Annotated in this window: 23 protein-coding genes; 12 read left to right on the forward strand and 11 right to left on the reverse strand. The window is 71.0% G+C overall.

Annotation, left to right across the window (positions count from 1 at the left end; genetic code table 11):
• On the forward strand, positions 1 to 181 hold a 181-nt coding region (locus tag E1288_RS48140), incomplete at its 5' end, for a hypothetical protein (protein ID WP_207954551.1).
• A 9-nt stretch (positions 182 to 190) separates the two neighbouring features.
• Complete coding sequence (locus tag E1288_RS25465) at positions 191 to 856, forward strand: MOSC domain-containing protein (protein WP_132489253.1); 666 nt, start codon at positions 191 to 193, stop codon at positions 854 to 856.
• Here the strand turns inward: E1288_RS25465 and E1288_RS25470 are convergent.
• Complete coding sequence (locus tag E1288_RS25470; protein WP_235883793.1) at positions 823 to 1827, reverse strand: methyltransferase; 1005 nt, start codon at positions 1825 to 1827, stop codon at positions 823 to 825. The two genes, E1288_RS25465 and E1288_RS25470, sit on opposite strands and share 34 nt — an antisense overlap.
• A 247-nt stretch (positions 1828 to 2074) precedes the next feature.
• Entirely contained in the window at positions 2075 to 2512 is a 438-nt protein-coding gene (locus E1288_RS25475; RefSeq protein ID WP_235883794.1) for a VOC family protein, read from the reverse strand.
• Between the two features lie 66 nt (positions 2513 to 2578).
• Here E1288_RS25475 and E1288_RS25480 point away from each other — a divergent pair, with 66 nt between their 5' ends.
• From E1288_RS25480 to E1288_RS25525, 10 genes are all read left to right on the forward strand, one after another.
• Positions 2579 to 2866 (forward strand): ArsR/SmtB family transcription factor, encoded by a 288-nt coding sequence (locus E1288_RS25480; RefSeq protein ID WP_132489257.1) that lies wholly within the window; start codon positions 2579 to 2581, stop codon positions 2864 to 2866.
• 61 nt (positions 2867 to 2927) lie between these two features.
• Positions 2928 to 3365, forward strand: coding sequence for an NUDIX domain-containing protein (locus tag E1288_RS25485; protein WP_132489258.1), 438 nt, complete (start codon positions 2928 to 2930; stop codon positions 3363 to 3365).
• Positions 3366 to 3745: 380 nt separating this feature from the next.
• On the forward strand, positions 3746 to 5245 hold the full coding sequence (locus E1288_RS25490; RefSeq protein ID WP_132489260.1) for a CoA-acylating methylmalonate-semialdehyde dehydrogenase: 1500 nt from the start codon (positions 3746 to 3748) through the stop codon (positions 5243 to 5245).
• A gap of 89 nt (positions 5246 to 5334) precedes the next feature.
• Complete coding sequence (locus E1288_RS25495) at positions 5335 to 6504, forward strand: isobutyryl-CoA dehydrogenase (protein ID WP_132489262.1); 1170 nt, start codon at positions 5335 to 5337, stop codon at positions 6502 to 6504.
• A gap of 238 nt (positions 6505 to 6742) precedes the next feature.
• The gene (locus E1288_RS25500) at positions 6743 to 7777 is read left to right on the forward strand and encodes an enoyl-CoA hydratase/isomerase family protein (RefSeq protein WP_132489264.1); all 1035 of its coding nucleotides are present in this window, start codon (positions 6743 to 6745) and stop codon (positions 7775 to 7777) included.
• A gap of 48 nt (positions 7778 to 7825) precedes the next feature.
• Positions 7826 to 8716 carry a 3-hydroxyisobutyrate dehydrogenase gene (gene mmsB, locus E1288_RS25505; RefSeq protein ID WP_132489266.1) on the forward strand — a complete coding sequence of 297 codons (891 nt, stop codon included), beginning with the start codon at positions 7826 to 7828 and terminating at the stop codon, positions 8714 to 8716.
• A gap of 160 nt (positions 8717 to 8876) precedes the next feature.
• Entirely contained in the window at positions 8877 to 9113 is a 237-nt protein-coding gene (locus E1288_RS25510) for a hypothetical protein (RefSeq protein ID WP_093271677.1), read from the forward strand.
• The gene (locus E1288_RS25515; RefSeq protein WP_132489268.1) at positions 9110 to 9535 is read left to right on the forward strand and encodes a ribonuclease domain-containing protein; all 426 of its coding nucleotides are present in this window, start codon (positions 9110 to 9112) and stop codon (positions 9533 to 9535) included. The genes E1288_RS25510 and E1288_RS25515 overlap by 4 nt, the downstream gene beginning before the upstream one ends.
• Positions 9536 to 9585: 50 nt before the next feature.
• Positions 9586 to 9954 carry a barstar family protein gene (locus E1288_RS25520; protein ID WP_235883795.1) on the forward strand — a complete coding sequence of 123 codons (369 nt, stop codon included), beginning with the start codon at positions 9586 to 9588 and terminating at the stop codon, positions 9952 to 9954.
• A gap of 128 nt (positions 9955 to 10082) precedes the next feature.
• Positions 10083 to 10646, forward strand: a complete 564-nt coding sequence (locus tag E1288_RS25525) for a Uma2 family endonuclease (RefSeq protein ID WP_235883796.1) — start codon at positions 10083 to 10085, stop codon at positions 10644 to 10646.
• On the opposite strand, the gene E1288_RS25530 is transcribed toward E1288_RS25525, so the two are convergent.
• The 9 genes from E1288_RS25530 to cysD all read right to left on the reverse strand — a co-directional run bounded on the left by E1288_RS25530 (position 10647) and on the right by cysD (position 23533).
• Complete coding sequence (locus E1288_RS25530) at positions 10647 to 11423, reverse strand: enoyl-CoA hydratase-related protein (protein WP_235883797.1); 777 nt, start codon at positions 11421 to 11423, stop codon at positions 10647 to 10649.
• A 144-nt stretch (positions 11424 to 11567) separates the two neighbouring features.
• A complete protein-coding gene (locus E1288_RS25535; protein ID WP_132489274.1) occupies positions 11568 to 13925 on the reverse strand; it encodes an ADP-ribosylglycohydrolase family protein in 2358 nt (785 codons plus the stop codon).
• 6 nt (positions 13926 to 13931) lie between these two features.
• Positions 13932 to 18719, reverse strand: a complete 4788-nt coding sequence (locus E1288_RS25540; RefSeq protein ID WP_132489276.1) for a type VII secretion system-associated protein — start codon at positions 18717 to 18719, stop codon at positions 13932 to 13934.
• 240 nt (positions 18720 to 18959) lie between these two features.
• Positions 18960 to 19193: a hypothetical protein gene (locus E1288_RS25545; RefSeq protein ID WP_132489278.1), complete on the reverse strand. Its 234-nt coding sequence runs from the start codon at positions 19191 to 19193 to the stop codon at positions 18960 to 18962.
• A 145-nt stretch (positions 19194 to 19338) separates the two neighbouring features.
• Positions 19339 to 19725 (reverse strand): helix-turn-helix domain-containing protein, encoded by a 387-nt coding sequence (locus tag E1288_RS25550; RefSeq protein WP_132489280.1) that lies wholly within the window; start codon positions 19723 to 19725, stop codon positions 19339 to 19341.
• Positions 19726 to 19727: 2 nt separating this feature from the next.
• Positions 19728 to 20093, reverse strand: a complete 366-nt coding sequence (locus tag E1288_RS25555) for a type II toxin-antitoxin system RelE/ParE family toxin (protein ID WP_132489282.1) — start codon at positions 20091 to 20093, stop codon at positions 19728 to 19730.
• A 68-nt stretch (positions 20094 to 20161) separates the two neighbouring features.
• Positions 20162 to 20920: a sirohydrochlorin chelatase gene (locus tag E1288_RS25560; protein WP_132489284.1), complete on the reverse strand. Its 759-nt coding sequence runs from the start codon at positions 20918 to 20920 to the stop codon at positions 20162 to 20164.
• 7 nt (positions 20921 to 20927) lie between these two features.
• Entirely contained in the window at positions 20928 to 22271 is a 1344-nt protein-coding gene (locus E1288_RS25565; protein ID WP_235883798.1) for a sulfate adenylyltransferase subunit 1, read from the reverse strand.
• A gap of 326 nt (positions 22272 to 22597) precedes the next feature.
• Positions 22598 to 23533, reverse strand: coding sequence for a sulfate adenylyltransferase subunit CysD (gene cysD / locus E1288_RS25570; RefSeq protein WP_132489286.1), 936 nt, complete (start codon positions 23531 to 23533; stop codon positions 22598 to 22600).
• Between the last annotated feature and the right edge of the window lies 1 nt (position 23534).

Genomic DNA, 23534 nt, shown 5'->3' on the forward strand with positions numbered 1-23534 from the left:
GGAGGGGGGAGGGCCCAAGGAAGCCGCGCGCAAGTGGTTCGGCGGTGTGAACGAAGGAGTCACCGCGCCGCTGGCCGGGCGGGCGGTCACCACCCCGGGCGCCGCGCCCGGGGTAGTGACCGCCGGGCAGGGCCGCTTCCAGCGGATACTCGCTCGGTTGACCTGGTGGCCGTCCGCGTAGGTTGGGGCCATGGGGATTGTGCAGTCGGTGAACCTCGCGGTGGTGCAGACCGGGGATTGGACCGGGCGCGTGGGGCGCAGCGGTATCGACAAGCGCCCGGCCGGTGGGCCGGTGCGGTTCGAGCACGCCGGCGTGCACGGCGACACGGTGTGCGACGTGAAGTACCACGGGGCCTGGTACCAGGCGGCCTACGCGTTCGACAGCGAGGAGCTCGGGTACTGGTCGCGGGAGCTGGGGCGCGAGCTGGTCCCCGGCAATGCCGGCGAGAACCTCACGCTGGTGGGGTGCGACAGCAGTTTCGCGGTGATCGGCGAGCGGTGGCGGATCGGTGGGGCCGTGCTGCGGGTGACGGGGCCGCGCACGCCGTGCCGGGTGTTCGCCGGGTTCTGGGACGTCAAGGGCCTGGTCAAACGGTTCAGCGAGCACGGCCGGACCGGCGCGTACCTGGCGGTGGAGGAGCCGGGCGAGATCACCGCAGGCGATGCGGTCGAGGTGCTCTCCCGGCCGGAGCACGGGGTGCGGGTGTCCGAGGTGTTCGCCCTGAAGATGCAGGACCGCGGGGACCTGGCCGAACACGTCGCCGGTGGTCTCGCCGATCTGCCGGAGAAGTGGCGGGAGTCGATCGCCGCGAGGGTGCAGCGCTACCGCTCGGGGCGGCATTCGACGATGGCGTAGCCGTTGTCCAGCGGCGTGAAGTCCTCGACGGCGAGCCCGGCGGCCTCCGCGACCTGCTGGATTCGGTCGAGATCGCGCATCCGGCCGCCGACGTAGATCATCATCCGCAGGTCCATCTCGGTGAACAGCGCCATCCGCTCCCGGTCCGGCAGCAGTTCGATGATCAGCAGGCGCCCGCCCGGGGCGACCGCTTGCTTGCAGTGCGTCAGGATCCGGGTGGCGTCCTCGTCGTCCCAGTCGCCGAGGACATCGCAGACCACCACGGCATCGGCCTGGATGGGCAGCGGGTCGAAGAAGCTCGCGGTGACCACCTCCGAGCGGTCGCCGACGCCCTGTTCGCGCAGGTAGTCGGCCGCGTTGCGGGCCGGGCCCGGCAGGTCGACCACGATGCCGCGCGCCTTCGGGTTGGCCCGGAGGATCTCGGCGAGCAGCACGCCCTTGCCGCCGCCGGCGTCGGCGATCCGGCCGTAGGCGCTCCAGTCGTGCGCGACGGCGATCAGCGGGGCGATCCCGTAGGTCTTGGTCTCCATGAGGGCGTCGAACGAGTCCGACAGTTGCGGGTTGTGCGCCAGGTCTTCCCAGAAGGACCGGCCGAACGCGGCCGGATAGGCGGGGTGGCGGCCGCGGACTTGCTCGATGAGCTCGACGAACGCGAGGTCGGCGCGGCCGACGGCCCCGTCGAGGTCCAGCCAGGGCTGGGGGCCGTCGGCCAGGTCGCTGCGCAGCGCCTGCGAGGCGTCGTTGGGGCCGAAGACGTCGGGCTCGGGTTCGGTGAACATGCCGCGGTGCACCAGGAATCGCAGGACGCGCCCGAGCGGATCGGCCTCGGCCCGGCAGCGGTGCGCGATCTCGGCGAGGGGGAGCGGGCCGTCCTTGACCGCGTCGGGCACCCGGAGGGTGGCCGCCGTGCGGACTGCGAACGGCGTGGCCAGGTCGGCCATAGCCCAGACGTCCGGCGACTCGGGGGGCATGCGTTGCAGGGTAAGCCCGTCCGGCCTGCTCAGCGCGCCGCGAGCGGCCCGCCAGGGGCTGAACGCGTTTTCGACCGAGACCGGTAGTTCTTTGTGGACAGCTCGCCGCTGTCCGATGACGCAGGAGCTTCTCCGCCGCGAAGTCGTTGTCCTGAAGCGAAAGCCGTTGCGCGGCGCGCTGTTCAGCAGCCGAGCGGACCGCGAGTCCTTCGGGCTGCGGCGGCAACCCGAAGGACTCGCAGATCCGCTAGACCCCGAAGACACCCTCGCTGATCGCGCTCGGCGCACCGGGGCTGCCCTGCTTCACATCCCAGGTCCAGAACTCGACGACGTTGTGGTCCGGGTCGGCCACGTACGCCGAGCGTGCATTGCCCGGGCCGAACTCCACCTCGTCGACCTGCGCACCGCGCGCGCGAACCCGCTCGACGACCGCGTCGTACTCGTCGTCGCTCACGGACAGGGCGTAGTGGACGTGCACGCCGCCCCGGGCGCGGGCTATGCCCAGAGCCGGCTTCCACAGGCCGATCCTGGTGCCGCCGGCCAGTACCCACACCGCTTCGCGGTTGCGCCAGTGCCCGCCTTCCCAGCGTTCGATGACCGGGAAACCGAGCACTTCGGTGTAGAAGCGCTCGGCGGCGTCGAGATCCGCCACCTCCAGGACCAGTTCGTTCACACCGGACGTCATCGTCATCCTCCTATATAGGCAGTTGCCGATTCTCTTTATATAGGAGAGTGACGATACAATGGTCAGGTGGGCGATGATGATCTGGCGCACACCGCCGGCTTGTTCCGGGCGATGGGGCACCCCATCCGGCTCGGCGTGCTCGACCGGCTGCGCCGCGAGGGCGAGATCTGCGCCTGCGACTTCACCGAGTACTTCGGGGTGAGCCAGCCGACGATCTCCGGCCACCTGCGCACGTTGCGCGAGGCCGGGCTGGTGCGGACCCGCCGGGACGGCACCCAGATCTGCTACTCGCTCGACCCGGCGGCGCTGGAAGTGGTCCGGCGGATGTCCGCATTGCTGGTTTCGACCGTGTAGGGACGTGCGGGGCGTCGGGGCGGCCCGGTACGGTGGCGAAAAGCCCAGGAGGACGGTCCGCATGCACCTGGCCGAAGTGGCCGATCTGGCCCGCCGAGACGCCGCCGACGGCGTGCAGCAGCAGATCGTCGCGGCCGTCATCGACGCCGGTGGGCAGGTCCTGCTGGTGCGCCGCCGGGAGACGGATTCCCGCGGTGGTGAATGGGAATTCCCCGGCGGCAAGGTCGATCCCGGCGAAGACCTGAACACGGCGCTGCACCGCGAGGTGGACGAGGAGACGGGCCTCCGCATCGCCGAGATCACCGGCTACCTGGGCGCGTTCGACTACATCACGCGCAGCGGCACGTACAACCGCCAGCACACCTGGTCGGTCACCGTCGCCACGGCCGAAGGCGTGCGGCTGACCGAGCACGATGCGTACACCTGGGTCTCGGCGACTGACGAGATCCCGCTCGGCGCCGACCTCGAAGGCATCCTGGAGAAGCACTTCAAGTCCTGATCGTCCTGAGTGGACGACGGCAACGGCGCGTCGTTTCCTGCGGAGATCGCCCGGCAGGTGATCCATGGGGTAGGCCCGGCGTAGTGCTGGGCGGCTCGAAGTTGCCTCCGGGCTCGCCGCCCGAGCATCGCGGGCCGTTCCGGGCGTGAGCGGCAGCCGGTTCGACCGGGCCGCGTTCGATCGTCGTCGACATCCGCCGGTGGTCGACGTGGGAAGTCGTCCGCTCCCTCCTCCGGCTCGTCAGGACTCCACCGCTACCCGATCGGGCCTGTGATGTAGCGCACCCTGTTGCATTGGCCGCGTTTCTGGGAAAGATTGGAGTACCAAAGGTTTGGTTTCCTAGTAATTACCGACCGGTTCGGCGGAAGGTGCGTTGCGACATGACCAACGAGCTGGAGCACTTCATCGGCGGCAAGCGCGTGGCGGGGACGTCCGGGTCCTTCGGTGACGTGTTCGATCCCAACACCGGGCAGGTGCAGGCCAGGGTGCCGCTGGCCTCGGCGGAGGAGGTCGCGGCGGCGGTCGACAACGCCGCCGAGGCGCAGCCGGCGTGGGCCGCGATGAACCCGCAGAAGCGGGCGCGGGTGCTGATGCGGTTCCTCCAGCTGGTCAACGACGAGATGGACTCGCTGGCCCGGCTGCTCGCCTCCGAGCACGGCAAGACCGTCCCCGACGCCAAGGGCGACATCCAGCGCGGCCTGGAGGTCGTCGAGTTCGCCGTCGGCATCCCGCACTTGCTCAAGGGCGAGTACAGCGAGAGCGTCGGCACCGGCATCGACGTGTACTCACTGCGGCAGCCGCTGGGCGTGGTCGCCGGCATCACGCCGTTCAACTTCCCCGCGATGATCCCGCTGTGGAAGGCTGCACCGGCCATCGCCTGCGGCAACGCCTTCGTGCTCAAGCCCTCCGAACGCGACCCCTCGGTGCCGTTGCGGCTGGCCGAGCTGTTCATCGAGGCCGGGCTGCCGCCGGGGATCTTCAACGTGGTCAACGGCGACAAGACCGCGGTGGACGCGATCCTGACCGAGCCGCGCATCGAGGCCGTCGGGTTCGTCGGCTCGTCGGCGATCGCCGAGTACATCTACTCGACCGCCGCGGCCCACGGGAAGCGCGCGCAGTGCTTCGGCGGCGCCAAGAACCACCTGATCGTGATGCCCGACGCCGACCTCGACCAGGCCGCCGACGCCCTGATCGGCGCCGGTTACGGCTCCGCCGGGGAGCGCTGCATGGCGATCTCGGTCGCCGTGCCGGTCGGCGAGGCCACCGCCGACGCGTTGATCGAGAAGCTCGTCGAGCGGGTGCACCGGCTGACGATCGGCACCAGCTTCGACGAGGCCGCCGACTTCGGCCCGCTGGTGACCAAGCAGGCCTGGCAGCGAGTCCGCGACCTGATCGGCGTCGGCGTCGAGGAAGGCGCGAAGCTGCTGGTCGACGGCCGGGACTTCAAGCTCGCCGGGCACGAGGACGGCTTCTTCCTGGGCGCCTCGCTGTTCGACCACGTCACCCCGGACATGCGGATCTACCAGGAGGAGATCTTCGGACCGGTGCTGTCGGTGGTCCGCGCCGCCGACTACGACGAGGCGGTCCGGCTGCCCAGCGAGAACGAGTACGGCAACGGCGTGGCGATCTTCACTCGCGACGGCGACGCGGCGCGCGAGTTCGTCTCCCGCGTCAACACCGGCATGGTCGGCGTCAACGTGCCGATCCCGGTGCCGATCGCCTACCACACCTTCGGCGGCTGGAAGCGGTCCGGATTCGGCGACCTCAACCAGCACGGGCCGGACTCGATCCGGTTCTACACCAAGACCAAGACGGTCACCTCGCGCTGGCCCTCCGGCCTCAAGGAAGGCGCCAGCTTCACCATTCCGACGATGCACTGAACCGGGTGGGTGCGGCGGCGATCTCGTGCGAAATCGCCGCCGCACCCGCGCCAGGAGGCGCGAAATCGCTCACGGGGAAGGGAGTGGACGTGTCCGTTGCAGCCGTGGCCGGCCCGGTGTCGCCGTTCGAGCTCACCGAGGACCAGCGCGCGATCCAGCAGACCGCGCGGGAGTTCGCCACCGAACAACTCGCCCCGCACGCCATCGAATGGGACCAGGCCAAGCACTTCCCGGTCGAGGCGCTGCGCGCCGCCGGGCAGCTCGGCATCGGCGGCATCTACGTCGACGAGTCGGTCGGCGGCAGCGGCCTGAGCCGGTTCGACTCGGTGCTGATCTTCGAGGCGCTCGCCGCCGGCGACCCGTCGATCGCCGCCTACATCTCGATCCACAACATGTGCGCGGGCATGATCGACCGCTTCGGCGACGCCGAGCAGCGTGCCCGCTGGCTGCCGGGCCTGTGCTCGATGGAACGCCTGGCCAGCTACTGCCTCACCGAGCCCGGCGCGGGCTCGGACGCGGCGGCGTTGGAGACCCGCGCGGTCCGCGATGGCGACGATTACCTGCTGACTGGGGTCAAGCAGTTCATCTCTGGCGGCGGGACCTCGGACGTCTACGTGGTGATGGCCCGCACCGGCGAGCCCGGTGCGAAGGGCATCTCCACCTTCATCGTCGAGGGCGACGCCGAGGGCCTGTCCTTCGGCGCCAACGAGAAGAAGATGGGCTGGAACGCCCAGCCGACCCGGCAGGTGATCTTCGACGGCGTCCGGGTACCCGCCGCCCAGCGGCTCGGCGACGAGGGCATCGGCTTCCGGATCGCCATGACCGGCCTGGACGGCGGCCGGCTCAGCATCGCCGCGTGCTCGCTCGGCGGAGCGCAGGCCGCGCTCGACAAGAGCCTCGCCTACGTGCGGGAACGCAGCGCCTTCGGCGCCAAGCTCAGCGAGTTCCAGGTGCTGCAGTTCAAGCTCGCCGACATGGCCACCGAGCTGGAGGCCGCCCGGCTGCTGCTGTGGCGGGCGGCGTGGGCGCTGGACGTCAAGGACCCGGCGGCCACCCGGTTGTGCGCAATGGCCAAGCGGCTGGCCACCGACGCGGGGTTCGCGGTGGCCAACGAGGCACTTCAGATCCACGGTGGTTACGGCTACCTTGCCGAGTACGGCCTGGAGAAGATCGTCCGCGACCTGCGGGTGCATCAGATCCTGGAAGGTACCAACGAAATCATGCGGCTGATCATCTCCCGGGGCCTGCTGGCGGCCTGACCGCCGGCGGCCTCGGGTGGGCAGCGCACCAGCACGGACTGGGAGGTTCGCAGTGCTCTACGCAAGTCCGGCGCCTCGCGAGCACCGCCCCGACGTCGTGTGGTCCGCAATTTCCATTGAAATCGAAGCTTCGATTTCAATGGAAATTGCGGCAGGAGGGTGTCGAGGCGGGCGCTGAGGTTCCGCTGGCGCACCGAAACGCAAGCCGGTCCGTGCACACGAAGACAGGAGTCGCACTATGACGGAGCCCGAGATCCTGGTTCGCGAACAGGGCTCGCTCGGCCGGATCACGCTCAACCGCCCCAAGGCGCTCAACTCGCTGACGCTGGGGATGGTCCGGGCGATGGCGCAGGCGGTGGAGCAGTGGCGCACCGCCGAGCACATCCGGGCGATCCTGATCGACGGGGCCGGTGAGCGCGGGCTGTGCGCGGGCGGCGACGTCCGCGCCCTGCACGACGCGGCGAAGGCCGGCGACGAGTCGCTGCCCGCCGCGTTCTGGACTGAGGAGTACCAGCTCAACTCGGCCCTGGCGGGTTATCCGAAGCCGGTCATCGGGATCATGGACGGCATCTGCATGGGCGGCGGCGTCGGCATCTCCGCGCACGGCTCGCACCGGGTGGTCACCGAGCGCTCCAAGATCGGCATGCCCGAGGTCGGCATCGGCTTCATCCCCGACGTCGGCGGCACCTACCTGCTCTCCCGGGGCCCCGGCGAGCTCGGCACGCACCTGGCGCTGACCGGTGCGCCGGTCGGCGGCGCGGACGCGATCTACTGCGGGGTCGCCGACTACTACGTCAACAGCGCGAACCTGCCGGAACTCGTCGAGGCGTTGGCCACCGGCGAGGTGGACGAGGTGCTGCAGAAGTTCTCCGAATCCGCGCCCGAGGCCTCGCTGGCCGCGCAGCGGGAGTGGATCGACGCCGCGTACTCGGCGGACGGCGTCGAGGAGATCCTGCGGCGCCTGCGCGAGCGGCCGGAGGAAGCGGCCCGCGAGACCGCCGAGGTGATCGGGCAGAAGTCGCCGACCTCGCTCAAGGTCACCCTGAAGGCCCTGCGCAGCGACTACGGCTCGCTGGAGGACGCCCTCGTCCAGGAGTACCGGCTGGCCATGGCGTGCGTGCGCATCGGCGACTTCGTCGAGGGCGTGCGCGCGACGCTGGTGGACAAGGACCGCAACCCGCAGTGGTCGCCGGCGCAGCTGTCCGATGTGGACGAATCTCGGGTGGAGAAGTTCTTCGAACCGGTCGCGGACGAGCCGGAGCTGTTCGGCTGATCCGCGGCGGCCTTGACGGAAGTTCCAGCGCAGAAGGGGAAAATGACAATGGCTGTCATCGGATTCATCGGGCTGGGCCACATGGGCGGCCCGATGTCGGCGAACCTCGTCAAGGCCGGCCACTCGGTGCAGGGGTTCGACCTGATCCCGGCGGCGCTGGAGGTCGCCGACCGGCACGGCGTGACCACCGTCGCATCGGCGGCCGACGCCGCCGCCGGTGCCGACGCGGTGATCACCATGCTGCCCAGCGGCAAGCACGTGCTGGCCTGCTACGACGACGTGCTCGCCGCGGCGAAGCCCGGCACCCTGCTCATCGATTCCTCCACCGTCGACGTCGCGGACGCCCGCCAGGCGCACGAGCGGGCCGCCGAGGCGGGCTTCGGCTCGATCGACGCCCCGGTCTCCGGCGGCACCGCCGGCGCCGAGGCGGGCACCCTGACGTTCATGGTGGGCGGCTCGGAGGAGGACTTCCGCCGCGCCGAACCGCTGCTGGAACCGATGGCGCGCAAGGTCATCCACTGCGGCGGACCGGGCAACGGCCAGGTCACCAAGATGTGCAACAACCTCATCCTCGGTGCGTCCATGATCGCGGTGAGCGAGGCGTTCGTGCTGGGGGAGCGGCTGGGGCTGTCGCACCAGGCGCTCTACGACGTGGCGTCCATCTCCACCGGGCAGTGCTGGGCGCTGACCACCAACTGCCCGGTGCCGGACCTGGTGGAGACCAGCCGGGCCAACCACGACTACGAGCCCGGCTTCGCCGCGGCGCTGATGCTCAAGGACCTCAGGCTGGCGGCCTCGGCGGCGGAGCAGAGCGGCACCGACGCCGCGATCGGCCGCCTGGCGACCGAGCTCTACCAGCGGTTCAACGAGGAGGGCGGCGGTGACCTGGACTTCGGCGCGATCATCAAGTCCGTCCGGGAGCACTCCGAGCAGCGCTGACGACCGGATGCCGGTTTCGCGAGGAATTACCGTTTACCCAGGTGGTGGCCGGTTCCTCGCGAAATCGTGCTGCGCCGCCGGAGGCGCGCACGCGGGGTAGTCGCGGGCGGGCCCCGGGGTGGCGTACGGCTTCATCGGACCGGGCGTACCCTGACGCTCTGTGTTGGAGTGGCTGGTCGAGTGGTACGACGGCGTCGAGCTGTGGCTCGTGCAGCTCGTCTACCCCCTGCAGGTGACCCTGGTGCTGGCGGTGCTGCTGCCGCTGTGCTGGGTGCTCGCCCGTGTGATCGACCGCGGCATCGACCGCCTCGGCGCGAAGCTGACGAGGGTTCGCGACGCGGAACCCCCGGTCGGCCGCCGGGACGGCGAGACCGGGCGGAAGGGGACGGCGGCGTGACGTCGCGCAAGCGCATCTCGGTGGCGTTGGTCGGGCTGATCGCCCTGGTCGTCATCGGCTGGTTCGTCCGGGACTACCTGGACGTCGATCCCGGCGCGGCGACGCAGCAGCGGGCCGTGCCCGGTGCCGAGTCGGGCCTGCCGGTCAAGGCGCTGTCCACGCTGCCGCCGGAGGCCGGGCAGACCTGGCAGCTGATCATCAAGGGCGGCCCGTTCCCGTACCCGGGCAAGGACGGCTCGGTGTTCGGCAACCGCGAAGGCGTCCTGCCGGAGCAGAAGTCGGGTTACTACCACGAGTACACCGTGAAGACGCCGGGTTCCCAAGATCGCGGTGCCCGACGACTGGTCACCGGCAGCCATTCCGAGCTTTACTACACGAGCGATCATTACGAGTCATTTGTGGTTGTCGACGCCGCGGGTTGAGTGCGATGTTTGCGACGAAGTGGGCCAGCAGGGTGCGGAAGGAGCCGACGGTGAGCGAGGTGGAGCAGCCGTCCGCCGACATCACTGCGCGCGAAGCCGTGCAGGAAGCCGAGCAGCGGGGCGCGGTCGCGCACGTGCTGGACGGCTCCGATCTGATCAGCAAGCGGACCACCCTGGACGGGATCGCCGCGGTGCTGAACTTCCCGGAGTGGACGGGCCGCAACCTGGACGCCCTCTACGACTGCCTGACGGACCTGTCCTGGCTGCCGGAGGGCGAGCACGTGCTGGTCTGGTCGGGCTTCCAGGCGCTGGCGGAGCACGACCCGAAGGCATTCGGCCGGATCAACGCGGTGCTCCGCGACGCCTCCGAGCACCCGATCTGCGGCCGCGAGTTCACGGCGGTGCTGACCAGGTCCTGATCGCCCATTGGTGATCAGGACCTGATCGCCCATTGGTGATCAGACGCGCCTCGCAATACTGGCTCCCGTGCAGAACAGGAGGCAGTATGACTCTCGTGGACATGCGGGCGGACGAGCAGCACGTGCCGATGACCGTCGACGACTTGGAACGGCTACCCGACGACGGGCGCCGCTACGAGCTGGTCGACGGGAGGCTTGACGTGTCTCCTGCGCCAGTGAGTGCGCACTCCCTGACTGAGGCGAGGCTCTGCCAGTACCTCGGTTTCGAACTCGCCCCAGCCGAGTTCATCGTGATGCAAGGTGCCGGTATCAACTTCAACGCGGATCGGACGCACCACCGCATCCCGGACGTTGTCGTGCTGAACGAGACCGATTTCGAGCAGCCGTACCTCACTCGGCCGCCGTTGCTCGCGATCGAGGTCGTTTCTCGGGAGAGCGTCCTTCGCGACCATCACATCAAGTTTCGCGAGTACGCCGAATTCGGGATCCAGGCGTACTGGATCGTCACTCCGGACGACGAGAAACCGGGGATCCTTGAGTTTCGGCTGAAGGATGGCGAGTACCGAGAGGTGCAGCAAGTCATCGGCGAGGACGTCTTCGCCACCGACTTCCCGTTCCCGGTCAAGCTCGTTCCTTACTGGCTCCTGGCCAAGGGGCCGTGGCGCAAGCGGATCGGCGGCGAAGACGACTGATCACCTGAGATTTGCGGGCACCCAGGCGGGCTTGCGCTTCTCCGCGAAGGCCTGCATGCCCTCCTGGCCCTCCTCGCCCGCGAAGTGCTTCGCCGACAGCTCCAGCATCTGGGCGAACGCCTCGCCCATGCTCGACGGGCGCTGACCGATGAGCATTTCCTTCGTGGCCGCCATCGCGCCCGGGGCGCCCAGGGCGAGCATGTCGGTGTAGCGCTTGACCTCCGCGTCCAGCTCGTCGGCGGCGACGGCGGAGTTGAGCAGGCCGATTTCGGCGGCGCGGCGGGCGTCGAAGGTCTCGCCGGTCAGGAACAGCTCGTGCGCCTGGCGGGCGTCGAGGCGCGGCAGCACCGTCACCGAGATCACTGCGGGCACGACACCGATGCGCACCTCGGAGAACGCGAAGGTCGCCGTTTCCACCGCGACCGCGATGTCGCAGGCCGCCGCGATGCCGACGCCGCCCGCGCGGGCCGGGCCGGCGAGCTTGGCGACCACCGGCTTCGGGCTGGTCCAGATCTGCTCCAGGATCGCCGGGAACTCGTTGACGCCCTGCTTCTCGGAGTCCGCCGAGCGCGACTCCTTGAGGTCCATCCCGGCGCAGAACACCTTGCCGGTGTGGTCCAGGACGATCACGCGCACCGCGTCGTCGGCGATCGCCGCGCTCAGGTGGTCCCGCAGTTCGCGCCGCAGCTGCGCGGACAGCGCGTTGCGGTTGTGGGGCGAGTCCAGCGTGATCGTCGCGATGCCGTCGGCCACGGCGAGGTGCACAAGCTCATCCATGACAGGCACGTTAACCGTCGTTAGCCCCCGCGGGCCAGTGAGCAACATCCCACACCGAGGCGCGGTACTGTGGGATTCCCGATTTTGCCTAAAATTGGGAGCCTTCGGCGCACTGCGGCGGTGCGGTAACCCGACGTGGTCCTGTCAGGTCGGGGGATACCGGTCGGCCCACTCGGGCGGGCGGGGACCGAACTCCAGGACCGCGTCGTGGGCGAGGCGCTCGATCACCTCGTAGAGCTCCAGCTCCACCGTCCAGCGCTCCGGGATCCGCTCCGCGCCGGACGCCGCGCCGATCAGGCTGCCGCAGACCGCTCCCGTCGTCGCACTGTTGCCCGAGTGGTTCACCGCCACCGGCAACGCCGCGTCGAAGTCCCCGTCGCAGACCAGCGCCGCGTACAGCCCGATGCCCAGCGCTTCGGCCGCGGTCGAGCCGACGCCCAGGGCGCGTTCGAGATCACCTGGCGGCACGCGGCCGCTGCGGGCCAGCCGGACCGCTGCGGAGATGCGGCGGCTGACGTCCTCGTGCCCGGTGTGCGGGGTGAGCTGCTCCAGCGCCGCATCGACCGCTGTGGCCAGCGGATCGCCGTTCATCAGCCGCGACACCAGGAACGCCAGCGCGCCCGCGCTCAGCCAGGCCGCCGGGTGACCGTGGGTGAGCGCCGCGGTTCGCATGCCGACGTGGAAGACCTCCGCCGGGTCGTTGCTCCACAGCGCCGCCGGCACCGCCCGCATGATCGCGCTGCTGCCCTGCGAGTCGCTGACCGGGTGGTCCGGGGAGCCCATCCGCTGCTGGCCCTTGGCGAACGCGATGAGCGTGCGCATCATGGTGCGGCCCGGGTTGCGGGTCTGGAACAGCGCTCGCTGGCGCACCAGCCAGCCGTCCGGCTCCGGGGTGCCGCCCAGGAACTCGCCTGCCGCGCGCGGCCAGCTCAGGTGCTGGGTGTGCAGCCACCGCTGGTAGGCGTGCTGGATGTGCCGGGCCGGGTCTTCGGTGCCGGTGGTGCGGCGCGCGACGTTGGCCCGGATCGTGCCCTCCAGCGAGAACAGCAGGAGCTGGGTGTCGCTGCCGAGCCGTCCCGAGGGGTGGCCGGCCGGGATGTAGTCGGTGAGGCCGTCCGCGCCGTGCCGGGCCCGGATCTCGTCCCAGCCGTCCGCGGCGATGGGCATGCCGAGCGCCTCGCCGATCGCGCAGCCGAGCACCGCTCCGAGGAACCGGTCGCGGGACGCGGCCAGCCGGGGCACCGCGGTCAGCCCGGTGCGGTAGTCCGTTGTGGACGGTGCCTGGGGTTCGGCGGATTCGGTGGTCGGATAGCGGCGCTGCCACCGGTCGGACTCGTCCGGGTACGGTCCGAATTCCGTTGCCGCGTCCTCGGAAATCCGCTCGACGAGCTCGGTGATCGGCAGCTCCTCCCGCCATCGCGGGGGAATCGCCGCCGGGCCGTGCAGCGCGCCGAGCAGCTGCCCGCACAGCGCGGCCGCGTCGGCGCTGTGCAGGCTCGCCGATTCGACGGCGCCGGCGAAGTCGTCCTCGCAGGCCGTGGCGACCCGGGCGGCGATCGCCAGCGCGTCCAGGCCGCTGCGCCCGGTGGACATCGCGTCGAGGTGGGCCCGCCCGGGCCGGAACCCGGCAGGGCTGAGCCGGCCGAGCCGCAGGGCCCGGGTCAGCGCCGTGCGTCCCGTCTGCCAGCCGGAAAGCCCTTGCCTCAGCGAGGTTTGCAGCGAGTTCCCGCGCAGCAGCCACAGCATCGCCACGCCGAGCACGCTGGCCGGGCTGTGGCCGTTGGGATGGCCGTGGGTGAGCGCGGCGAGGTCGCCGCCGAGCGCGAACACCGTGCCGGGATCGCCCGACCACAGTGCGGCGAGCGCGCCGAGCGGCACGGCGGATGCCGTGTCCGAGGAGTTGATCGGCTGCTGCCGGGATCCGACGGCGTGCCCGGCGGCGACCCGGGCGAGCGCGGTGAGCATCGCCGGGTCGTCGCTGCCGGTGCCGCGCAGCGCGGGCTCGGTGACCAGCCAGCCGTTGGGCTGGGCGGTGTCGGCTCCGCAGTCGCGCCACGGCACGCCCCGGGTGTGCAGCCAGCGCTGGAGCCCGGCGAGGGCGGAGCCGACCGGGTCGCCGTCGCCCGTCGACCGCGCGTTGGTGTGCGCGCGGATCAGGCCCTCCAGGACGAAGAGCACGGCGGTGGTGCGCTCGCCGACCCGCCCGAGCGCGACGAACTCGCCGACCGCGCCGCCCAGCAGCATGCCGAGCAACCGGCCCGGCGCCTCGGGCAGCGCGCCGTTTCGATCGGCCAGGCCGGTGGCGGGTGCAGGCGGGGTTTCCGCGGCGAGCCGGTGTTGCAGGGCAGTCGCCCACAGCGGCGTGGTGGCGGGATGCCGCCGCCACTGCCGCCAGGTGTCCAGCAGCTGCTGCTCCACCGGGTCGCGGCGGCTGGCCGCGCGCGCCTCCCGCCATGCCGCCAGCAGCGCTCGTTCCGTCTCGTCGAGGCCTATTTCGTCCACTATGGATTATCCGAGGTAGCGCCCGGCCCAGTCGGGCGCCGGCGCGTCGGTGAAGATCTCCGTCCTGGCGCGGTGCTCGTCGGCGACCAGCTGGGCGAGGACCTCCCGCAGCTCCAGTTCGCCGACCCAGTCCGCGGGGATCTCCGCGGCGCCGCGGGCGGCACCGAGCAGGCTGCCGCAGATGGCTGCGGTGGCCGCGGTGTTCCCGGCGTGGGTGGCGGCCAGCGACACCGCGTCGGAGATGGAGTTCGGGTGCGACAGCGCCGCCGCGACCGCGATGGCCAGGGCCTCCGGCGCGTTCCAGCCCAGGCCCAGCTCGTCGAAGCTGGTGGGCGAGGCCGGTCCGCTGCCGGCGATCTGGACCGCCGCGCGCAATCCCTGCGCGGTGTTCTCGGCGCCTTCCACCTGGTCCAGCTCGGCCAGCACCACGTGCACGGCGTCGACGAGCGTCTGGCCGCTGTTCAGCGCGCACACCAGGCCGGCCAGCGCGCCCGCGGGCAGGAAGCCGTCCGGGTGGCCGTGGGTGATCACGGCGATCTCCGCGCCCAGCGAGATGGCGTGCGGCACGTCGGCGGCGTCGAAGCCGACCACCGCCCCGCGCACCGTGGCCGCCGCTGTCCGGGCGGCGTTCGGTGGGCTGGCCGGGGTGGGGACGTCGCGCCGGTCGGCGAAGCGGGCCAACGCCGTCAGCGTCGCCTCGTCCGGGAACCGTTGCGCGCGAAGGGATTCGGTTTCGACGAGCACACCGCCGACCGCCTCGTTCGACACCTGCGCGCCCTGGGTGTGCATCCAGTGCAGCAGGGCCAGGCGCACCATCGACGGCCGGTGCGCGGCGATCCCGCGCAGTGCCGAGCGGATGTGCGAGCTGATCAGCGCGTCCAGCACGAACGCGGTCTGCTGCGTGTACACCGTGGCCGAGCCGCGACGGCCGAAGAGCTCGGTGAGCTCCCGGACGCCTTCGGGGTTCTCGCGCAGGATCTTGCGCAGGTCGGTGAACATCCACGGCGCACCTAGGGCGTCGCCGGCCGCGGAGCCCAGCACGCAGCCTTCGAGCCGCTCGCTCCGGCTGAGCTCCACCTGGGTTTCGGCGGCGGGCTCGGCCTCGGCTTCGGGCTCGGCCGCGGCCTCGCCGATCAGCTGGGCGGCGCGTTCGGCGCCGAAGGCCTCGACGAGCAGCTTCTGCAGGCTCTGCGTGAGGTCGGCGGAACTCCCCTCGCCGTTGTCGCGGAACTTGCGCCACACGCTGAGCAGCTGCTGTTCCTCGTCCGACAGGCCGTCGTCGGCCTCGTCGTCGGCATCGACCGGCGCCTCCGCGACGGCGACTTCCGCAGCCGGGGCTTCGACGGCGGCGGCTTCGACGACCGGGGCTTCGGCAGCAGGCACATCGATGGCGGGAACTTCGGCCGCGGGCTCGACGGCGGGAATCTCGGCCGCCAGGGGCTCGACGGCCGGAGCTTCCGGCACTTCCTGGACCGGCTCCTCGACGACCGGCTCGGGCTCGGGCTCCGGCGTTTCCGCTGCCGGCATGGGCTCTTCGACCGCCTCGGCGGTCTCCACGACGACCGGCTCGGCGGCGGCCTCGACGTCGCCGATCGGGTAGCGCTCCAGCCACTCCGCGCCCGTCGGCGGGGTCGGGCCGAACTCCTGGATCGCGTCGCCGGCCATCGCCTCGATGACCTCGCGCAGCTCCAGCTTGTCCCGCCAAGTCTGCGGGATCGCGTCCGCCGTGTGCGCCGCGCCCATGATGTTCCCGCAGATCGCCGCGGTGGAATCGCTGTCGCCAGAGTGGTTGGCGGCCAGGATCACGGCGTCGGCGAACGACTCCGGGTACGTCAGCGCCGCGCACACCGCGATCGCCAGGGCCTGCTCGCCGAACCAGCCCTCGCCGAGGACCTCGTGGATCTGCTCCGGCGTCGGGGTGCCGGCGGTGGCCAGCTCGATGGCCCGGCGCAGCGCGGTGCTGGTCTCCTCGTGACCGTCCCACGTGGACAGTTCGGTGAGCGCGCGGTCCACCGCCTCGGGCAGCGACCGGCCCGCCAGCAGCTGCTGGACGATCACCGCGAGCGCCCCGGCGGGCAGGTAGCCGCTGGGGTGGCCGTGGGTCAGCACCGCGGTCATCGCGCCGACCTGGAACACCTCGGCCGCGTCGGCGGACCACAACCCGGCCGGGGCGGCGCGCATCACGCCGCCGCAGCCCTTCGAGTCGTTGAGGCGGTTGGTGAACGAGCCCTGCTTGTTGCCGTTGGCGTAGCCGTGCAACGCCTGTATGCAGGTGGTGCCGGGCGCGCGGCGGACGAACAGGCCCTTCTGCTTGATCAGCCAGCCGTCCGGCGGGTTCGCGGCCAGCGGTCCGGCGGCCTCCCGCCAGTCGAAGCCCTGGGTGTGCAGCCAGCGCTGGTAGGCGTGCTGCACCTGGGTGGTGGGCTCGTTCTCGCCGAAGAGCCGGCGGCGGATGCTGGCCCGGATGAGACCGTCCAGGGTGAACAGCGTCATCTGGGTCTCGTCGCTGATCGAGCCGCCGGGCCGGTGGGCGTCGACGAAGTCGGTCAGCCCCGCCACGCCGTACTTGCGGCGGATGTCCTGCAGCGAGTCGTCCTCGATCGGGTAGCCGAGCGCGTCGCCGGCGGCGCCGCCGAGCAGGAAGCCCAGGATGCGGTGCGGCCGGAGCTCGACGGGGTCGACGGCTTCGGCCTCCGGTTCGGCCGGTTCCTCGACGATCTCGGGCGCCGCGGCGGCCTCCGCCTCCGGCTGGCCGACAGTTTCAATTGAAACTTCGGAGACCTCGGGCTCCGGGGGTTCGGTGTCCTCCGCCGGGACCTCCGCCTCCGGTTGGGCCGCAGTTTCAATTGAAACTGCGGGGACGTCCGGCTCGGCCGCTTCGGCCGGTGCTTCGTCGGCGACCGGCGCCGGTTCCGCTTCCGCCCGCATGGCGAGCGGTTCCGAACCCACCAGCGGGAGGTCGGAGGTGAAGATCAGGTCGGAGATGTCCTTCGCGGCCGGGTAGCGCGAGGCCCACGCGTCGCCGGTCGGCGGCGCCGCGCTGAACTCCAGCAGCGCGTCCTTGGCCAGCGTCTCGACGATCTCGCGCTGCTTGAGGTCGCGCAGCCACACCCCGGGCAGGGCCGTCGAACCGTAGCGGGCGCCGACGATGTTCCCGCAGATCGCCGCGGTGGAGTCGCTGTCGCCGGAGTGGTTGACGGCCACCATCAGCGCGGCGGCGACGGTGTCGGTGCTCAACGCCGCGCACACCGCGATGGCCAGCGCCTCGTGCCCGGCCCAGCCGCCGCCCAGCGTGTCCTTGAGCTCCTCCGGGCTCGGCTTGCCCTGCTTGGCGAGCTCCTCGGCAGCCTGCAACGCCCGGTCGGTGTCCTCGTGGCCGTGGTACTGCACGAGCAGTTCGCGGGCCTGCCGCACCGCCTCTTCCAGCGTCTCCTCGCGCAGCAACCGGTGCACCACGACGGCCAGCACGCCCGCGGGCAGGTAGCCGTTGGGCTGCGAGTAGGTCAGGGCCGCGGTCGCGGCGGCGAGCTCGAAGACCTGCTTGGGGTCGTCCGACCACAGCGCGACCGGGGCGGCCCGGACGACGCCGCCGCAGTCCTGCGAATCGTTGATCGGCCGCTCGAAGGTGCCGGGCGCGCCGACCGAGGCGAACTCCCGCAGCGCGGTGATGCAGCTGCTGTTCGGCGAGCGCACGACGAACAGGTCGCGCTGGTCGATCAGCCAGCCGTTGGGCTTGGGGTGGCTCATCGTGAACGGCCCGGCCGCGCGCATCCACGCGTAGCCCTGGGTGTGCAGCCAGCGCTGGTAGGCCAGCTGGATCGCCGACAGCGGGCTGTCCGCGCCGGTCGAGCGCGTCGCGATGTGCCCGCGGATCAGGCCTTCCAGGGTGAACAGCGTCATCTGGGTGTCGTCGGTGAACTCGCCTGGCTGCTCACCGGCGCGGTCGTACTCGGTGACGCCCATCGCGCCGAACCGGCTGCGGATCTGGTCCACCGGGTAGAACTCCACCGGCGCGCCGAGCGCGTCGCCGATCGCGCCGGCCAGCATCGAGCCGATGAACCGGCGGCCGTACTCGGTTTCGGCCGGATCCACCGCCGGCTTCGGGGCCTGCTCGGCGGGCGGCGCCGGTGCCGCGGGCGGCTGCGGCGCGGCTCCCGGCGGCATGACCACCGGAGTGCCGGTGGCGGGGGAGTGCACCGGCACGCCCGGCGCCTTCGGCGGCACGGCGGCCGCGGCCTTGGCCAGGTCCTCGGCGGGGAGCCGGGCCTTGACCGGGCTGGTCGGGTTCACCTGCACGTCGATGCCGGTGAGGGGGTGCGTCGCCAGCTGACGGCCGGTCATCCGCTGCCAGGTCGTCCAGTTCGGCGGCAGGAACCCCTCGGAGGTGAACACCTGCAGCTGCCGGCGGCCGGACTCGTGCTCCATCGTGAACAGCCCGTTGCCCTGCGGCTGCGCGAACAGGATCAGCTCGGCGTCCAGCATCGCGGTCAGCAGCGCGTGCCCCTGGGCGTACCCGGTGGTGGTCAGCTGCAGCGCGCGCTCGACGTCGTTGGTCGGCGCGGGCAGCCGCAGCGCGACCGGCGAGGGCCGGTAGTTCGGGTTCGGGGAGAAGTCGTCGGTGATCTCGCCCTGCTCATCGACCCGGTAGCCGCCGATGAAGCCCCACGGCGGCACCTCGGCGTTCGGATCGGTGAAGATCGGGTCGACCACGTACAGCCAGGTGTTCGGCTGCTTCATGGCCTGTTCTCGCATGGTCGGCGTGATGACCGGTCGATTCGGCTGCTGCGTGTTCATCTCGCGCTGTTGTCCCCGACTCCTCGTCCAGCCTTGCATTGATCGCCCCCACCCACCCGGCGGTCACTCGATAGCGCGGGCCTGGCGGGTACGACGGACACAGGGAGCGGCCGGTTCCCCGTCCAGACGCTGGCAAGCAACTCTCTCATGACCACATGGGGTGAAGCTTAGTGTTCGGAAGAACAACTCAGAGTCAGGTGTTGATTTTCGCTCCCGCCGCTGGTCGTGCGGCCGGGCGGCTCACGCGGTGGTGTCGGAGAGCGCGGCCGCCATCAGGCATTGCAGGCAGGGCATGCCCGCCGGGCCGTCGAGCGCCTCGGCCTCGCCGGGGAGGATGCCGAAACCGCAGTAGGCGTACAGCATCGGCGGCAGCGGGCCGTCGGCGGGCAGCGGGAAGAAGTGGCAGGACTTGTCCTGCTCGCTGCGGGCGAACTCGGCGCGGACCCGCGCCATGAAGTGCGGTTGCGGGTTCATCCGTCGCACCGCCAAGTCGGGTCCGGCAGCGACCTGGGCTGTCGGGGGTGTCCGGGTCGCTGCCGGTTTTCGTGTACCCAGCTGGATGACACGGCCACATCATGCCCCGCAGGTTGCCCCTGCAAACCCAGTTGTCGACTTTTGCTCAGATGCATGCCTTTTCGGTGCAGTCGAGCACGCCTTCGGAGTGGTCGAGCTCGTTCATCGAGACGGTGACGTCGTGATCTTCGAAGTCCGCCACGAGTCTGAGGCGTCCTCCGAGGGCAGCGACGTAGCGCTCGAGCGTGCCGACCTCGATCTGCGCCAGATCTCCTTGTTCGAGTTTGCTCACGCGGGGCTGGCTGACCTGCATCCGCGCGGCGACCTCCGACTGGGACAGCCCGGCCGCTTTGCGCAGCTGGGTGAGGCGGTCGCCCAGGATGTAAGCCTGGGTCAGGATGTGGGCTTGCTCCCGGGCGGCTTCCACGTCGCGGCCGCGCGCCCGGTCCAGGGCTTCTTTGTCCTTCTTGACGTCCTTCCAAGAACGACCCATTGCTAGCCCTCCTCCAACTCCGCCAGGTGTTCCTCGAAACGCTTCTCGGCAAGCGGGATGTTCGTCTCGTACCAACCTCGCCAGTTCCCGGCCTTGTCGCCCGCCACCAGAACAATGGCACAACGGCGTGGATCGAACGCGAACAGCATCCTGATCTCGCTCCTGCCCGCCGAAGCGGGGCGTAGTTCCTTCAGGTTGTGGTATCGAGATCCTTTGATCTTGTCTACAAGTGGACGGCCGAGTTGCGGCCCTCGCTGGGTTAACAGGTCGAGCGCCTTTTCGACTAGGTCGGCGCTCTCGGGGTCGTTCTGGACCAACGAGAAGAACCAGGTGCTGACCTCTTCATGCAACTCGACGTCCCAGCTCACAAGCCTAATATAACGCTAGCATTATAGCTAGGGTGTTGTGGGATGGATGAGGCGTTCGGTCCCTCGGCTCACAGGGCTGCGGGGAGCTGCAGGGGAGCGGCGCTGAGGGTTTCGGCGTAGCGGTGGAGGATCAGGTCCGCCACGCCCTCGTCGTCCGCCATCGGGGGCGCGATCAGCGGGTCGGTCGCGTGCTCGCGGGTCAGGCCGGTGATCCGGTCCGGGAGCAGGCCTGGGGCCAGGAACCAGGAGGCGACCGCGAAGCGGCGCGCGCCGCGGGCGCGAAGGGCCTCGATCGCCGCCGGTACGTCCGGTTCGGCGGCCGCCGCGAACGCGGGGACGACGCCCGCCCAGGCGGCCTTCGCCTGCCAGCGCCCGGCTACGTCCGCCACGAGCCGGTTCGCCGCGGCGTGCGACGAGCCCGCGCCCGCCAGGACCACGCCCAGGTCCGGGTCGTCCGGATCGGCGCCCTCGGCCACCAGCCGGCGCCACGCCGCCTCGTCCAGCCTCGGATCCGGCCCCAGCACGTCGGAAACGTGCACCTGGAACCGTGGGTAGCGCCGTTCCACGTCGGCCACCGCCGCGGGCACGTCGACGCGGGCGTGGAAGGCCCGGCCGAGCAGCAGCGGCACGACGACCGCGGCGGAATGCCCGTCGCCGTGCACCGCGCTGAGCACGTCGCCGACGCGCGGCGCCGAGAGGTCCAGGAACGCCACGCGCACGTCGAGATCCGGGCGCGTGGCGCGCACCACGTCCAGCAGGGCGTGGATCGTCGCGGCCGAACGCGGATCCCGGCTGCCGTGCGCGACGGCCACCAGCGGAGCGGTCATGAGCGGCTCATTCCGACGCGGCGGCCAGCGGTGCCAGCGGCACGCCGATCAGTCCGGCGGCCAGCGTGGTGCCGTCGGCCTGGTCGATCACGAGGAAGGAACCGGTGCGCCGGCTCGCGGCGTAGTCGTCCACCGGCAGCGGCTCCGAGGTGCGCAGCTGCACGCGGCCGATCTCGTTGAGCTGCAACGAATCCGGACCGTCCACACTCGACAGCTGCTGCTCGTCGAAGCGGGCGGACAGCTCGGTGACGATGGCCTGCACCGTGCGGGTGCCGTGCTTGACCAGCACCTTGGCGCCCGGGTTCAGCGGCTTCTCCGCCAGCCAGCAGACCGTGGCGTCGAGCTCATCGGTCACCCACGGCGGCGCGTCCGCGGCGGCGATCAGGTCGCCGCGCGAGATGTCCACGTCGTCGGCCAGCAGCAGCGTGACGGAGTGCCCGGCGGCGGCGCGCGGCTTCGCGCCGTTCGGGGTGTCCACCTTGGACACCCGGGTGCGCAGCCCGGCCGGCAGCACGACCACCTCGTCGCCCTCGGCGACGACACCCGCGGCGACCTGGCCCGCGTAGCCGCGGTAGTCCGGGTGTTCGGCGGTGCGCGGCCGGATCACGTACTGCACCGGCATCCGGAACGGCGCATCGTGCGGGTCCGGCGCCACCGGCACGCTCTCCAGGTGCTCCAGCAGCGAAGGCCCGCTGTACCAGGGCGTGTTCGCGGAGCGCTCGACCACGTTGTCGCCGAGCAGCGCGGACACCGGGATGGTCACCACGGCGTCGTCCCGGTACCCCAGGGCCCGGGCGTGCTCGGTGAACTCGGCGGCGATGCGGGTGAACACCGCCTCGTCGAAGTCCACCATGTCGATCTTGTTGACCGCCAGCACCAGCTGCGGCACGCCCAGCAGCGCCAGCACCGCGGCGTGCCGCCGGGTCTGCTCGATGACGCCCTTCCGCGCGTCCACCAGCAGCACGGCCAGCTGCGCGGTCGAGGCGCCGGTGACGGTGTTGCGGGTGTACTGCACGTGCCCCGGGGTGTCGGCGAGCACGAAGGTGCGCTTCGGCGTGGCGAAGTAGCGGTAGGCCACGTCGATCGTGATGCCCTGCTCGCGCTCCGCGCGCAGGCCGTCCACCAGCAGCGACAGGTCCGGGGTGGCCAGGCCGCGGTCGGCGCTGGCCCGGTGCACCGCGTCGAGCTGGTCCGCCAGCACCGACTTGGTGTCGTGCAGCAGCCGCCCGACCAGGGTGCTCTTGCCGTCGTCGACGGAGCCGGCGGTGGCCAACCGCAGCAGATCGCTGTGCACCGGCAGGGTCACCTCGGTGCCGCTGTCCGGCGCGGTGCGGGTGGTCGTCTCGGTCATTGAAGAACCCATTCCTGCTTCAAAGAGTGCTCGGCTCGTTTTGCGTGGCGGTGCGGGTAGCGGAACCTGAGAGGCCTTCTCGGCTCCGGGATCCCCGGCTTATGTATGTCCGGATACGCGGCGCCGGGGCTGTCCTCGCGAGAAGGCCTCTCAGAACCCGCGGCGGTGCAAGTTGCGAGGGTGGGCTAAGCGGCTTCGCCGCTTGCGGCGGCTCGGGCGCGGGTCGGTCGAGCGACGCGGTGGCGGTCCACCACCACAAGTGGCTGCGCCACTTGCCTGACGACAGGTGCCTTCGAGAGCATTCCCGCCTCCTACCCGCTCCAGGCTTAGAAGTAGCCCTCGCGCTTGCGGTCTTCCATTGCCGCTTCGGAGAGGCGGTCGTCGGCTCGGGTCGCGCCGCGCTCGGTGAGACGGCTGGCGGCGACCTCGGCGATCACGTCGTCGACCGTGTACGCCTCGGATTCCACCGCGCCGGTGCAGGAGCCGTCGCCGACGGTGCGGTAGCGCACCATCTTGGACGCCGGGACCTCGCCCTCGCGCGGGCCGCCCCACGGCCCCGAGGTCAGCCACATGCCGTCGCGCAGGTACACCTCGCGGCGGTGCGCGTAGTAGATCTCCGGCAGCTCGATCTTCTCCCGCTGGATGTAGCGCCAGATGTCCAGCTCGGTCCAGTTCGACAGCGGGAACACCCGGACGTGCTCGCCCGGCCGGTGCTTGCCGTTGTACAGGTTCCACAGCTCGGGTCGCTGGCGGCGCGGGTCCCATTGCCCGAAGGCGTTGCGCAGGCTGAAGATGCGCTCCTTGGCGCGCGCCCGCTCCTCGTCGCGCCGGCCGCCGCCGAAGACCGCGTCGAACCGGTTCTCGCTGATGCCGTCCAGCAGCGGCGTGGTCTGCAGCGGGTTGCGGGTGCCGTCGGGCCGCTCCTGCAGCCGGCCGTCGTCGATGTAGTCCTGCACCGACGCCACCACCAGCCGCAGGTCGTGCCGCTCCGCCAGCTCGTCGCGGAACGCCAGCACCTCCGGGAAGTTGTGCCCGGTGTCGACGTGCAGCAGCGGGAACGGCACCGGAGCCGGCCAGAACGCCTTCAGCGCCAGGTGAACCAGCACCGTGGAGTCCTTGCCGCCGGAGAACAGGATCACCGGCCGGTCGAACTCCCCGGCAACCTCGCGGAAGATGTGGATCGCCTCGGACTCCAGCGCGTCCAGGTTGTCCACCTGCGGCGGCGCTTCGGCCGGATCGCTCGGCAACTCGACTGTCGTCATG

The organism is Saccharopolyspora elongata (genome assembly GCF_004348985.1).
Lineage (GTDB): Bacteria > Actinomycetota > Actinomycetes > Mycobacteriales > Pseudonocardiaceae > Saccharopolyspora > Saccharopolyspora elongata.